Origin of the sequence: Pseudobutyrivibrio ruminis CF1b (assembly GCF_000424005.1) — a bacterium.
GTDB classification, from domain to species: Bacteria; Bacillota; Clostridia; order Lachnospirales; family Lachnospiraceae; genus Pseudobutyrivibrio; species Pseudobutyrivibrio ruminis_C.
In genome coordinates this window covers 125,115-138,953 of record NZ_AUJB01000011.1, presented here as the reverse complement: position 1 = coordinate 138,953, position 13,839 = coordinate 125,115, and the positions used below count along the sequence as shown (strand labels likewise).

The following is a 13,839-nucleotide window of genomic DNA, read 5'->3' as shown; positions in this document are numbered from 1 at the left end:
ATTAACAAGCAACAGCATCAAATAATCCCAGCTTCTCGCAGGCATTGTAAATTCCATCTTTATCAACGTCGGAAGTCACATAGTCTGCAAGCTTCTTCAATTCAGGAATAGCATTCCCCATGGCAACCTTTGTCCAATCATCTGTAAACATTGAAATATCATTGCCAGAATCACCAAAAACAACAGCATCACTATAATCAGCATTAAAATAATCCATAACCTTTTTTATGCCTACAGACTTGTAGCTTGGCTCAATAAACAAATAACTTTCATGAAATCTACAACAAGGAAGATTTTCCAGTGCTTTGAGATTTTTCTCATCTTCTGCTCTGCAGGCTACATATGCTTTATATATATGTTCATAATCTTCAGGATTCAATCCATTAATTATCTTTTGTTCCATATATGTATCCTTTGCGATTTCATTAAAGCGCTCATCGGGAACATATCTTACAGCTGAATTTTCAGGTTGAATTCCCCATGGATATCCTTTCTCCTGACATTCTCTTATTAAAGTAACAACGTTTTCTTTTGGAAGTGGCTTTATTCCTAATAGAGTTTTGTTAATGGTAATACCATAACCTCCATCACTTACCATATTTTCAAAACCTAATTCATTCATTATATCAACTGCAAGAGCCTGAGCTCTGCCTGTTGCAATACACAGAAAATGACCAGCCTTCTTAAGATTTTGCAGCGCTGTAACAGTTGAGTCTGGAATATAGAAATTTTCATATCCTCCTGCAGCCAGTGTGCCATCGATATCAAAAAACAAATACTTTTTCTTACACATTGCTATCTCCTAACAGTATTTTATATTTTTCGATTGCAAAAAGATAATAGCACATATATTTACATGATATAACGTTCAATGTTGTTCGATTTGCGGAGTTCTGTGGTATAATTATGTTTAATAAAACATTTCATCATCTGAAGGAGCATTCTATGAAACAGATAAATGAAAATAATGGAATACGCCGCCGTGAATCTATCTACGAATCGTTAAAAGAACAGACTACTGTAAATGTAAAGGATTTATCACAAAAATTTGGTGTGTCTGATATGACTATCAGAAGAGACTTACACATAATGGAGGAACAGGGAATACTTGTTACCCATTATGGTGGCGCTACTATCAGGCATCCTAACTCACCTATACATAGTTTTGATATGAGGAAAGAGAGCTTCTACGAGGCTAAAACTGCAATTGCTCGTCGCGCAGCAGAACTTATTAAAGAAAATGATGTAATATATCTAGATCCAAGCACCACAGTGTTACTTATGACTAGATATCTTCCATCTTTGCATCACACCGTTGTGACAAGCTCATTGGCAGTAATGCAGGAATGTTCTCATAACCCATATATCACATTATACATAGCTCCTGGTAAATATCAGGATTCAAATGGTGGTTCTATGGATATGGATACTATGACATATCTTTCAAATTTCCATTTTAATTCTGCATTTCTAGGAACAGGCTTTATAGATACAGATTATGGTGTGACCAGCACAGAAATGGATTGTTCAATAAAACAGGTAGTTATGAGAAATTCTGAGCAAAATATTCTTCTTGTTGACCACTCAAAATTCGGGCAACATACTATGAAAAAGTTCGGAGATATCAAAGACTTTAATACTATTATCACAGACTCTGATATATCCGATGAGGATCAATATAATATATTAAAAGAAAAGGTAAATCTAAACATAACACATTTTTAAGGACACCCAGATACAATGAAAGGAGTTTGGGAATTTGATATATACTTTAATTCTCCCAACATTTAATCTAAAACATTCATCACCATGCACTCATCAGAAGACTTAAATCCTAGGCTCTCATATAAAGGTCTTCCAGACTCGGTAGCATCTAAACTGATTTCTGTTACACCTTTTCTTTTTGCTTTATCAATTAGAATCTCCACCATTTTTCTAGCTATCCCTTGACGCCTATACTCTTCCTTTGTGTAAACATTCATAAGATGAGCTCTTTTTCCCGTTGGATGAGAAAATGTAGGCATTACTTCAATATACGAAATACTTGCACAACCTACGGCTGCACCATTATCAAAAGCAAGACAGGTCTCCTGATTTCCATCTATAAAATACCTCCTGCTGTATGCCACTAGCTCATCTGAAAAATCCTGATCTTCTTTAAGGTCATTAACAATCCTTAGCATTTCAAATCGTATGTTCATCAATTCTTCGATGTCATCAATAGTTGCTATCCTATATTCCATTCTGCCTCCTTCAATATCTATCTCGCTCAAAATAATTTATACCATTGTAAACGTTCCTAACAATAGATACAATAATTACCAAAACAACAAAACTGTAGAGGTTAAAATGGAACAAAATAATCTTAGATTTGTAAAAGCAAGCACTTCTGATGCTTTAACACTTAATGGAATATCTAAAAGAGCCTTTGATAGCGATGTTCAGGTTGGAGCACCTTCAGCTGGTGGGCCACCTGGATATATGTCTGTTTCTTATCACACAAAGATGGCCAGAACAAATCACTTGTATAAGCTCACGGACAATGGACTAATTGTTGGCGGTGCGATTCTTTTTTTGGAAAAAGACAAGTTGAACATCGGAAGGATCTTTGTAAGCCCAGAGCATTATCGCAAAGGCTATGGAGTCTACATGATGCAGGAAATTGAGACAATGTTTTCAAATGTAAAGGAATTTGTATTAGATACTCCCATTTGGAATGTCAGAACAAACGCCTTTTATACCAAGCTGGGATATGTGGAAGTGAGTCGGGATAATGAATTCATTTATTATATTAAGAAATGTGAGTGATGAAAGAGGAATTATCATTTGATAAAAATCGAATTATTATCAGAGACAAATTTCTGTTTAGAATCATTAGATTCATATAACAGAAAACAGAATGTAAATAAAGTATATCGAAGAATAGACGGAGAATATGCATTAGTAGAATGCAAATATACCGAAGATTGGGACTTAAGCCAAAAGCGTTCTGTGGCAAAGCAAATAAGCAGTGATGACTATATTACATACATCGCATTAGAAAATGATAAAGTTGTTGGCTTTATTGGGCTATTAAAGAAACTAAACGGTCCTTACATGATTCTTGATATGATGCAGGTATCTTCTGAATGCAGAGGCCAAGGTGTTGGCAGACGATTATTTGAATTGGGACAAGCGGAAGCAATAAAAGCTGGTGCACAGGCTCTGTACATATCTGCCTGTTCTTCTGAGGAGACGATTGCATTTTACAGAGCAATGGGAAGTGGCCTGGCAAGCATTCCTATAAAAGAACTTGCTGAAAAGGAACCATATGACCTTCAGATGATCTGTCCTGTAATTTAACTGAATAGTTAATTCCTTGACAAAATTGGCCGCGATACTTTCTCAATAGGCCATTGACTACCCATTACGCTTATGTATTAATAATGCCTGCGCTATATCTTGACTTATGTAATTTACCTTATAATGATTTCTCTTTAATACTTCGCCAATATCATTATGCTGTCTGAAGAATCTGGTAGCTATGCGAACTGTCTCTTTATCAAACTCTGCCTTAATTCTGGATTTTTCTTTTTCGACTGTGCCCTCATATGATTTTTTCATAAAATCTTTTGCAGCATTTGCTTTGTCTTCATATGAAAACTCGGAACTGTTAACCATCTTCATAATGTTATCATATGATGAATTTACCATATCAGAGTAGAATTTTGAGTCGGCTTCCTCCTTTTTACTTTGCTCACCGATAAAATCAATTTGTTCTTTTGTCTGTCTGATTTGTTTATCAGCACGCTTTTCATTTTCAAGGCTATCGTGATTGAGTGAAATCGGCTCTCCATTTTCATCAACTTCTTCCTCAGAAACCTCTTCTTCGGATTCCTCTGCCTGGGCTTCTTCTTCCTCTTCTAATTCTAATGCCTCTGTAAGTTTTTCTACTAGTTCCTCTTTGTCTTTTATCTCAAACTCGTCCTGCAGGAATGCAAAATTCTGTTGGAAAACATTATCATTCGCCTCTATTTCCTTGAGCATATCAAACATCATACGTCTTCGCTGAGCCATATTTTCACTAAGAGCTTCCAACACATCTTGTCGTTCAAATTTCATATTTACAAGATTATTATAGTGTCCTGACACGATGCTGTTCAACTCACCATCCAGCCATTCTCTGTCCTTCTGAGATACAGTCTCACCTTTGCCAATTTTACCTAGAACATCATTCATTCTTTCCATATATTCGGTGTAGGCATCTTTTTTCTTTTCCTCGGTATTAAAATTCTCCAGAGACGAATCACTTTGATTTTCAACCGATGGTACATTCTGATTCATCTCCAGCCGTTTTTGCCCTTCATTAGATATGGACACAGATACATTCTTATTCTTGGCTTCAGTCAAAAGTACAGGCGCTTCGACCTTTGCTTTATCTAAATCCAGATTATAATTACTTTTATTTTTTAACGATTCTGAGGAATAACTTATCTTATACGTATTTATTTTCATCATAAAGAATACCTCCATATGAAATCGAAAACGTAAAGTACCCATTCTCCATTACGAATATCGGCAAAAAAGATGAAAAGATTAATATGATAATGTTATTAATAATTTAATTTACGTGGCTATTTCATGTATAAGCACCCGCCTAAGGAGATAAATGGTGTTATTGGTTATAGAACCAAAATGTCTAGGAAGAATAAGGACACATGGAAGTTCGCCCATGATTATTGCGGAAGATTATGGTTAAAAATAGGATTGATCTTATTAATTCCTACCGCCATTGTTCAGATACCATTTATTCATTCTTCAGATGATATTATTGGAATAATGACTCTTATGTTAGAAACTGTTCAATTAATAATTTTGTTCCTTTGTTTTATTCCTGTAGAATTGAAACTAAGAAAGAAATTTGATCAAAATGGAAACAGGAAATAATAGCACATGAGCCAAAATTTAAAATTTTATGTTAATGCAGTAGTTAATTTCTTGTCATACAGTGGGAGAGCTTCTGATCTCCTCTTCTTTTTTGCATTTCATATAGTTATCAATCTCCCAATCATGTATAATTGAACTCAACAAATCACACTTTGTCAGATATACATAAATACTATGAATAATTCTACAAGCGGAGGCATAATATGGGAAGAGTGGTTGCTATCAGTGGTGGGGATCTTCAGACTACTGAACAAATTAATAAGTACGCAGTAAAACTTTCAGAAAAGGAATCACCAAATGTTTTATTTATAGGAACTGCCAGTATGGATTCAGAAGGTTATTTGGCAGGTATTAAAGCTGCGTTTGGTAAACTGAATTGCAATGTAAAGGATCTACCTCTTACGAAGGAAGAGCTTGATGATGCTGAAATAAATACAAGACTTGAGTGGGCAGATGTCATTTATGTCGGTGGCGGCGACACTAAGACAATGATGGAAATTTGGAAAAAATATTCACTGGATATAAAACTAAAAGATATATACAAGAACGATACAGCTGTTTTGATGGGACTTAGTGCAGGTGCCATATGCTGGTTTAGTGCTGGACATAGTGACAGTGCAAGTTTTGAAGGCGGTGATAATTGGAAATATACTATAGTTGGAGAAATGTTAGGATTATTTCCATATTGCTTTTGCCCACATTACAATGAAGAAGGCAGAGATTCATTTGATCATATGATTTCTAATACTGAGTATGAAGGTCTTGCATTGGAAAACGAGGCTGCATATGTTGAAAAAGGTGGGAAACAATTCATTATTGGCTCACGTAACGCTACAAAAGCCTGGTTAGTTTCCGATAATAAAAAGCAAGAACTGGAAGTAATCCATATCTGAAAAAGTTTTCAAAAAAAGAAACGCCAAATTCCAGGTTGCAGAGGCATTTTGAATTTTAAAATAACTTGCTAGTTAACTTTTTGACATACAGTTAATTAACCATAAACAGAGCCACCAACTCTCATTGATGGCTCTGTATTTTTATATATCAGACATACAATTCTTCAGCTATGCCTGCTTCCGTAGGATTCAGCATCGCTAATAAGACCAGTGTCGTTACTATATTGCACGCTTGTACTAATAGCATAACCTGACAAAATATTACTTACTGACATAAAGCTCCTTTCTGAAATTGCCTGTAATTTATGAAATTTCAACAGTCTCTTTTTCTAATCTTTCTTTTGCTTGTTCTTCTTTAGTCTCCTCAATTTCCTCCTTGACACTCTCTATCATATCATCGATATCAGCATCGATTCTTGCCAAGAGCTTTTCCCATTCCTCATCAGTCATTTTGCGCCAGTCACCATCTTCATCATCCTTCTCATGGATTTTCTTATAGCTTTCCATAAGCATCTTTATAATATCTTTTGCATCAAGTATTTCACCTGTTGATTCACGCTTGAAGGATATGTCTGATTCTGAAATTGTTTTAGTCCAATTGAATTTTTTAGTGGATGCCTGCTCAACTGAATCAAACTCAAAAGCTCCGCCTGGATCCATAAATCTCTTCACTTCACTCCAACTAGGAAAATTGCTCTTTGATATTCCTTCTCCAATAGAATCTGCGTACTGACAATATGCAAACATTTCAATAGCTGTTGCACTTCTTGGATCTACTTCTGAAATATTAACATCAAACGTCTCGCCACCATTTGCTTCTGACATCTTTACTCTAACAATCACATCATCAGAATCTGGATTAATTATTTGAGTTGCTCTCATTCCAAAAGCTGAACCTGGTGACAATAAATATCCAAATCCTAAATCCTTAGTCTGAGGCTCAGTTGGTTCTTCCACAACAGTATCAAGATTTACATTAAGCGACTCCATAGTTATACCCATAAGAGTTTCCATAAGCTTATTAATATGCGGCATAAAGTTTTCTAACGAAAGATTTCCTAGCCCTGCTATTTCATACTTACCCATTTCACTTGAAAAAGTAGCAAGGTAGTCCATACGCTTGAAGATATCGTTTACCTCAAAGTCGCTCATGAACTTCATTGTCTCATCAGCAAGATTCTCTGTTTCACAAATATATGAGCATAAAGCAGCGAATTCTGTAAAATCAGCATCAGTTGGATCAACATTGTATGGATCAATTTCTTTTTCAAATTCATTTCCATCTTTGTCTGTACCGATAGCAGTGTATTTTCTATCATCGCCATTAACATCTATCCTTATCTCAAATTTCTGCACAACACTTTGATAGGAAAAAGCTGTTCGGCCATCTGCTGTACTTGTGGCACTCATCTCACTACTCATCACAGAAGCCGATACAACACGAGTATAACTATTACCTTTACTTTGCTTATCATCAGGTAACTCTGCTGTATTCAATTGTTCATTGGAAGACGCTTTCATAGCGTTTTCAAACTCGTTATTTTTATTTAAAAAGTTTGAAAAATAAAGATATGAGCTTGAATAGCCACTTTGAAATAGTAAATTGTTTTCTGCTAAATAATCTGCCATATAACTCCTTTCTGCAGCTCATCTGTCAGTCAAAGCTGCGCCGCTCTCCAGAAAGGTCCGAGCGGTAAAAAACGACTAAAAAAGCACCTATTCCAACTTCATTCCGTTGAAATAGATGCGTCCTTAGCCTTATAAAAATACTTACAGTTATCCTATCGACCAATTACCATTATTTATAATCAGCAACACCACTAATGTTTTCCATATTTTATTGGGCATTTCACACTAAAATAGATTTTTAGAATATAAATATTACGCTATTTACTAAAACGATAAAAAAACCATAGGTTATAGTTATTATCATCCTATGTAATAGACTCTGGACTTATGTATTTTAATTCAATCGAGTAAGTAAGACACATTGTTAATTACAACAACAGTGCTATAATATACCCTGTTTGAAAAATCAAAGATATCAGGGAGAATGATAATTATGGCAACAAGAAAAAGTAAAAGAAAGAAGAAAGCTAGAGTTTTTTCCATATGTTTGATTATCATAGCTTTAGTTCTAATTGTAGGCTGTGGACTTTACATTCTTAATGAAAAGAAAACTGATACAGTAGTATCAAATATCACTCCTACTACTACAACTACAATAGATCAGTCTCAACCTACTGAGAATAATTCTGAAGAAGCTGAAAATAAACAAGAAAGTAAAGACGATTTATTTGATCTTTTCTTAAACGGAAAAATAGATGCGGAAGTAATTTCAGAAGATGGTAGAGATTCTTTAAATGCTTCTTCTCTTGATCTTGAAGGCGATGAATGGGATTCTTATCACTTCTATGACTATAGAGATGTAAACAACGACGGTGATGCAGAATTAATGCTCTCAGGTCCTTACGGTTACAGCTTCTTTGATATAAGAGATAACAAAGTAATTCTCTTCGAAGATGGCCAAGGTACTGGAGCTACATGTATCTTGTCATATTACAAAGATAGTTACTGGATTGTTCATGCCCACGCTTGGGAAGAATTCGACGATTTTAGCATGCACAGATATGAAGGCTCTACCTTAGCTGAAACAATCCGATTCGGCAGCGACGAAGATGAAAACGGTGAAAAGTACTTCTACCGTAGCCTTCCTGACAGCGATGAAATAGAAAAAATATCAGAATCAGAATACAACAAACTAATCGACTGTATCCTTCAGGACTAAATATTTCTTTATTCAATTTTAAGTTAATAAAATAGTGAATTTCTTAACATAATAAACAAGGGATTATCGCATTTGATAATCCCTTGTTTGTCTCTATGTCTATTGAATTTCAACTTCTACCATATCGTTATTACCATCATCATTTGGCCAGAGTAATAATGATTTTACCTGAGAGATGTCGATTACTCTATCAAACGCACTAGAGCTGGTAGCGTATTGTTTTGTTTCATCGTTATATCCGTAGGAGCCACCATTTGCCACATATGGAAGTCTGGTGCCATCTTCCAAAACAAATCCAGTAAATTGAGGTATCCCCAAGAAGTCCTCAGATTCTTTTACCTCACCATTTACCTTGTAATTTACTGTCATTGACACAGGTGAAATATCAACACTTTCAATTACAAAATTTGTGCCTGGCACTTCTTTATCGACCTTTATGTTTTGAGTATTACTTACAGTAGGAAGCTCTAAGGTGAAATCCCAGTTACCAGATATATATGACTTATAGTCAGCTTTGCCAGGATAAATGCCCAAGTCGGTAAAGTTAACATGTAACGTATTGCCCAATATAGTGTTAAGTCCTTCTATTGATTGAAGCTGAATAATATACTCGAGATTTCCGTCATCATCATAATAATGACAAAGTGTATTTCCATCTTCACCTTTTTTAACTTCACTTCCGTCTGCGTTGGCAATCATTCCATTGTCATCAGCAATTAACCCGTCATAGAAAGACGATGAACCATTTACCCATGAACTCTCTGAATCTGGATCATCACCTAAATAGTAGTCAAGTTCTGCTGCTGGTTCTTCATTCTCTCCGACCTCAAAACCAGAAACTGTGAATGAAATGTAAGCAAAATCATTGCCAACCACAACTGTATTTGGAGCAATAGTTACGCCCTGATCTGTCACCTGATATGATGAGTAATCTGTAAGCTCAGGATATACGATAGCCTGTCCTGACTCAGTCAATGTCTGTTGCTGTTCTTCCGTAGATTTCAACTGGCCGCTCATACCTCTTCCCCAGAAATGACGTATAGCAGCCACTGCTGTGGCGGAAATCAGTATAGCCAGGCAAATGCAAGCTACAAATGAAAGTCTCTTTTGAAATTTTACAATTCTTTTTTTATTAGAAGGTCTAGATGCTTTTGCCAAAATCACATCATCTATTCCCGTCATGCTTATATATAAATCTCTACTTGTCATGATGCTAAATACCCCTCCTTTACAAGTCTTCTCTGCAATTTTTCTCTTAATCTGCTTAAGATAACAGAAACATTATTTGCCGACATGTTATACTTTGAAGCAATTGTCTTAACATCCTCTGTATAAAAATATCTGCAAGCAAAAATGCATGCGTCTCTTTCAGGTAATTCATTTACAAAATCACGAATTATAAGAGAAAGCTCACTTCCTAAAATTGTCTGTTCCACATCGTTAGAATCAGGAATGCATTCCTCTAATTCATCCAGAACAGCTTCGATTTCTCCGCCGCCTCTTTTCTTAGCAGTCATATTTTCATATCTGTTAAATGCAATGTTTCGAGTGATTTTCCCCAAGAAAATTCTTAAGATTTGTGGTCGGGTTGGAGGTATTCTTTTCCAGGCCCTCATGTATGTGTCGTCGAGGGTTTCTTCTACGTCCTCGTCGCACCTTAAAATATTACCTGCTATGGATGCCAAGTAATTGCCGTATTTATTATCTGTCTCTTCAATTGCTCGTTCGTTACGCTTGAAATACAACTCGATTATTTCTTCGTCTCTCATGTTTTCTCCCTTCGGTTCATTATTTGTAGGCCTTACATCTATATAGACAGGAAACATCTTTTTATCTTACAATTTTTCTATAAAATTTGAAAATAATTTTATATACCTCGAAGCGGTCACCATAATGTTAGCCACTTCTGTATATTGAGTTGACGGAAATCATATTGTATGGATCTTGCGCAAGAGGCGACTTTACTAGCAATTCTGATGTTGATATTGCTATCCTTACTGATAGCGACAGAGAAACAGTTAAAAAGTATGATTCAAAGATTGATGATATAGCTACATCAATTGGTATAGATACTATGGCTATAGTGAACTTTGTATGTTTACCTAAAAAAGAGTTCGAAGAAAAGAATACCTGGTATCCATACTTTATGAATATCAAAAAAGAAGGGATAGTATTATATGAACATTGAAGATAGAAATAACCTTGCAAAAGTAAGACATCGCCAATAAAGCAGAATGTGAAAATCAGGTTGAACAGGCTAAACACAATCTTGAAAAGGTACATATATATTTAACTGATAATGGTGTTTTGGGATAAGATCCTTGCAATTTATCACAGGATTGAATTTTAAGATTATTAAATAGTTAATTTATTCACACATTGCATAAATAAAGGATACTGCGCTCTTACAGTATCCTTTGAACACATATATTTTCCTAATCATTCTTAAGTAAATATTTATTGCTAACAACCTTCATGGATAACGAACCACTTATAAGCTCTGAATATACTGGTTCTGTAGGACGAATAACTATTCCTTCTTTTTTGCCCCCTTTTGGATATTCTCCATCAGCTCTAGCAAGCAGATCTTCTACTGAAGCATACTTTGATGGTAAATCATAACCTACTTCTTCAATTGGAACCATTTGTAAATGTAGGTTCTCACATATCATCTGCATACGCATTAAGCCCACTCTTTTGCCATTTTCTCTAATGGTAAATACGTACCACTCAGGTCTAACTAGCTTAAGTCGATTTTGCTGAATACCAGGTCCACAGAATTCTCCTTGAATGGTCAGTGTAGATAGTTTATTTTCTTCTACATAATTTTGCATATCCTCTTGTATATTTAGAGATTTTACCAATTCATAAAAAGAACTTTTGCCATCATCCTTATATTCATAATTATGTCCGGTAACGTGAAATCCATTTTCATCAATTCCAATCGAATGCGATGAACCATCCATCTTCGTACTTATGTAATACTCCAGACCAGAAAACTCCTCAATTAATCCTGGCTCAGCCTGAACTCTAGTCTCATCTGTATGAGGAATATCATAAGGCAATGTACCAATTGTAGTTCCACCTGTGGTTGCACGTTCCTCAATTTCCCACTTTTTCACTCCTAGCAATTCTGTAACATCGTCTCCGAGATTTTGTTTATCATTTATAATTGCAAAACAAGTTACCGGCAGCAATAAACCTTGAGATATTTGTCCTCTAAAACGCATAGTTTTAAGCCTATAACCTTCTCCCATGACATCTGTCTTTCTGTAACTGGAACTTCTTAAAAAATCGAATTCAGGTATTATAGGCAGGAAACTGTCAATCTCAAAATATACTGCTAAATCCATTGGCTTAAATTGCCCTTTATTAACCACACACTGCCACCCAAGAACATAAGCTAACTCAATTTTGTCGGCTCCTTCAATAGGTTCTATCTTCCATATTCTTTGAATACTTGCAAGTTTTCTCATGTTCGCTGTTCTCCCTTCAATCTTTAGCTATTACTATTTTTGCATAGAGAGTAGCTCTTGTCATTGAACTTGTAGTATAAAAAAACAGCAGGCTTAAGACCTGCTGTACTAAAAACTATAATCTCAATAAATTCATAACCAATGTTGTCATGATATCCTTTTCATCAGGATTTGATTCTGCAATCATAAGTGTAATTGCTACTAAGGCACCATCACTAATTATCTTTTGTCCATCTCTAAACAATGCATCATTCCTGCTCAAGAATTCCAAGAAAAGAGAAGCTGCTATTCTCTTACAACCATCTGCAAAAGGATGATCTTTAATCATAAAATAAAGAAGATTTGCTGCTTTTTCTTCTAGTGATGGATATACTTCTCCACCAAACACGTCCTGATAAACAGCAGCTAGAATTCCCTCTACTTTACCTTTTTCTTTTTCTACACCGAATACATCCGAACTAAAACTATCCTCCATGTGGTTAATCATGTTCCTGCAATCAGCATAAGTAATACGATATAGAGGTCTACTGCCATCAGGCTTCTTCAATGATTGATGATCATACTGATCAAGAAGAATCAATGCCTCTGTATATAAGTTTACAGCTTGAAGTACTTCTCTTTCCTCCAAGTCTAACGTATTTGCGATAATTCTGGATTGAATCTCCACTGTTTTGTTAAGAGCAGCTAGACGCTTTTCATTGATGGCATAGCCTTGCATTATGTACTGTCTAAGAATTGTATTGGCCCAACGTCTAAATTCGACACCTCGATTTGACTTTACACGGTATCCAATAGAAATCACCATATCCAAACTATAATAATCTACATTGTAGTTTTTTCCATCTTTGGCAGTTGTCGCAAAATTTGCGACAACTGAATTATCCAATTCTTCCTTCAGAGCATTATTAATATGCTTACCAATCGTCTTAACATCACGGTCAAATAATTCTGCCATCTGCTGTCTATTAAGCCAAACATTTCCATTGTCCAATGGAACAGATAACTTAACCTTCTGGTCTTTTGTTTCAAATAAAACTATTTCATTTGTCAATGACTGCTCTCCTTTTTAGTTCCTCATATTTTTCAGGTTCATATTCCTCAAGGTAATAAACAATATAGTCGGAAATACACTCCGGGTACTTATTATAAAATGTCCTACATACTTTTTTATACAAACCTAGTACCTTTTCATAACCGCAAAAACTCAGGAGGTAATCCAGCATTAAGCCTACTTCATTTTCTGATACAGTAGAAGAATTATCACATAGTCTTTCTACTGGTCCCATGTATTCATAATAAGCTTCTTTTCCAAGATTTGCCAACCCTTCTGCTATTTCTGCAATATCGGCTAGAAATTCATCATAATTATCCATTCTTAGGTTCCTTTATTTCCTCACAATTTAGCTTAGGTCTTCTTTTCTCATCAACCTCAATCCACTCCTCAAGATATTCTACTGTGCCATCAAAGAATCTTTTATTTTTTCTAATTCAACTGTCTTGCAATACTGAGTGTAATCCATACCAGCTTTATAAAAACTTTGAGCCTTAGCCATTTCATGTTGATATATCTCTTCTTTTGGTAATCCAAATCTCTCTCGAAGATCATCTGCTGTAGTGGCTTTAAGGTTTTCCGGATGTTCTTCACATTCCTTAATTGATGCATTCAATAAATCTAATTCCTCTTGTAAATCTTCCTGCTCATACCCAAAGAATGAAATTTCATTCAAAAAACTTACCACAACATCCATTGCATCTC

General features: G+C 35.3%; 17 protein-coding genes. 7 read left to right on the top strand and 10 right to left on the bottom strand.

The window, feature by feature from the left end; genetic code table 11:
- Position 1: 1 nt before the first annotated feature.
- The gene (locus tag G592_RS0110435) at positions 2-793 is read right to left on the bottom strand and encodes an HAD-IIB family hydrolase (protein WP_028247770.1); all 792 of its coding nucleotides are present in this window, start codon (positions 791-793) and stop codon (positions 2-4) included.
- Positions 794-945: 152 nt separating this feature from the next.
- On the opposite strand from G592_RS0110435, the gene G592_RS0110430 reads away from it, so the two are divergent.
- Positions 946-1,725, top strand: a complete 780-nt coding sequence (locus tag G592_RS0110430; protein WP_028247769.1) for a DeoR/GlpR family DNA-binding transcription regulator — start codon at positions 946-948, stop codon at positions 1,723-1,725.
- A gap of 62 nt (positions 1,726-1,787) precedes the next feature.
- On the opposite strand, the gene G592_RS0110425 is transcribed toward G592_RS0110430, so the two are convergent.
- Positions 1,788-2,243, bottom strand: coding sequence for a GNAT family N-acetyltransferase (locus G592_RS0110425; protein ID WP_028247768.1), 456 nt, complete (start codon positions 2,241-2,243; stop codon positions 1,788-1,790).
- A gap of 106 nt (positions 2,244-2,349) precedes the next feature.
- Here G592_RS0110425 and G592_RS0110420 point away from each other — a divergent pair, with 106 nt between their 5' ends.
- The gene (locus G592_RS0110420) at positions 2,350-2,808 is read left to right on the top strand and encodes a GNAT family N-acetyltransferase (protein WP_028247767.1); all 459 of its coding nucleotides are present in this window, start codon (positions 2,350-2,352) and stop codon (positions 2,806-2,808) included.
- A gap of 18 nt (positions 2,809-2,826) precedes the next feature.
- Complete coding sequence (locus G592_RS0110415) at positions 2,827-3,342, top strand: GNAT family N-acetyltransferase (RefSeq protein ID WP_028247766.1); 516 nt, start codon at positions 2,827-2,829, stop codon at positions 3,340-3,342.
- Positions 3,343-3,399: 57 nt separating this feature from the next.
- Here the strand turns inward: G592_RS0110415 and G592_RS0110410 are convergent, their stop codons facing one another.
- The gene (locus tag G592_RS0110410; protein WP_028247765.1) at positions 3,400-4,497 is read right to left on the bottom strand and encodes a hypothetical protein; all 1,098 of its coding nucleotides are present in this window, start codon (positions 4,495-4,497) and stop codon (positions 3,400-3,402) included.
- A gap of 123 nt (positions 4,498-4,620) precedes the next feature.
- Here G592_RS0110410 and G592_RS18085 point away from each other — a divergent pair, with 123 nt between their 5' ends.
- Both G592_RS18085 and G592_RS0110400 read left to right on the top strand, forming a co-directional pair.
- Positions 4,621-4,926 (top strand): SdpI family protein, encoded by a 306-nt coding sequence (locus G592_RS18085; RefSeq protein WP_051194873.1) that lies wholly within the window; start codon positions 4,621-4,623, stop codon positions 4,924-4,926.
- A 203-nt stretch (positions 4,927-5,129) separates the two neighbouring features.
- On the top strand, positions 5,130-5,819 hold the full coding sequence (locus G592_RS0110400; RefSeq protein WP_028247764.1) for a peptidase E: 690 nt from the start codon (positions 5,130-5,132) through the stop codon (positions 5,817-5,819).
- A 303-nt stretch (positions 5,820-6,122) separates the two neighbouring features.
- Here the strand turns inward: G592_RS0110400 and G592_RS0110395 are convergent, their stop codons facing one another.
- Entirely contained in the window at positions 6,123-7,448 is a 1,326-nt protein-coding gene (locus G592_RS0110395; RefSeq protein WP_028247763.1) for a hypothetical protein, read from the bottom strand.
- Positions 7,449-7,881: 433 nt separating this feature from the next.
- Here G592_RS0110395 and G592_RS0110390 point away from each other — a divergent pair, with 433 nt between their 5' ends.
- Positions 7,882-8,607, top strand: a complete 726-nt coding sequence (locus G592_RS0110390; protein ID WP_028247762.1) for a hypothetical protein — start codon at positions 7,882-7,884, stop codon at positions 8,605-8,607.
- A gap of 99 nt (positions 8,608-8,706) precedes the next feature.
- Here the strand turns inward: G592_RS0110390 and G592_RS16280 are convergent, their stop codons facing one another.
- Complete coding sequence (locus tag G592_RS16280) at positions 8,707-9,816, bottom strand: hypothetical protein (protein WP_051194872.1); 1,110 nt, start codon at positions 9,814-9,816, stop codon at positions 8,707-8,709.
- On the bottom strand, positions 9,813-10,376 hold the full coding sequence (locus G592_RS0110380) for an RNA polymerase sigma factor (protein WP_028247761.1): 564 nt from the start codon (positions 10,374-10,376) through the stop codon (positions 9,813-9,815). The genes G592_RS16280 and G592_RS0110380 overlap by 4 nt, the downstream gene beginning before the upstream one ends.
- 164 nt (positions 10,377-10,540) lie before the next feature.
- Between G592_RS0110380 and G592_RS16275 the strand changes: the two genes are divergently transcribed.
- Positions 10,541-10,795 (top strand): nucleotidyltransferase domain-containing protein, encoded by a 255-nt coding sequence (locus G592_RS16275; protein ID WP_051194871.1) that lies wholly within the window; start codon positions 10,541-10,543, stop codon positions 10,793-10,795.
- 247 nt (positions 10,796-11,042) lie between these two features.
- Here the strand turns inward: G592_RS16275 and G592_RS0110370 are convergent, their stop codons facing one another.
- The 4 genes from G592_RS0110370 to G592_RS0110355 all read right to left on the bottom strand — a co-directional run bounded on the left by G592_RS0110370 (position 11,043) and on the right by G592_RS0110355 (position 13,831).
- A complete protein-coding gene (locus tag G592_RS0110370) occupies positions 11,043-12,083 on the bottom strand; it encodes an RNA ligase family protein (protein ID WP_028247760.1) in 1,041 nt (346 codons plus the stop codon).
- A gap of 115 nt (positions 12,084-12,198) precedes the next feature.
- Positions 12,199-13,134, bottom strand: a complete 936-nt coding sequence (gene rhuM, locus G592_RS0110365; RefSeq protein ID WP_028247759.1) for a RhuM family protein — start codon at positions 13,132-13,134, stop codon at positions 12,199-12,201.
- The gene (locus G592_RS16270; protein WP_051194870.1) at positions 13,124-13,456 is read right to left on the bottom strand and encodes a hypothetical protein; all 333 of its coding nucleotides are present in this window, start codon (positions 13,454-13,456) and stop codon (positions 13,124-13,126) included. The genes rhuM and G592_RS16270 overlap by 11 nt, the downstream gene beginning before the upstream one ends.
- Positions 13,457-13,534: 78 nt before the next feature.
- Entirely contained in the window at positions 13,535-13,831 is a 297-nt protein-coding gene (locus tag G592_RS0110355) for a hypothetical protein (RefSeq protein ID WP_028247758.1), read from the bottom strand.
- Positions 13,832-13,839 lie beyond the last annotated feature (8 nt).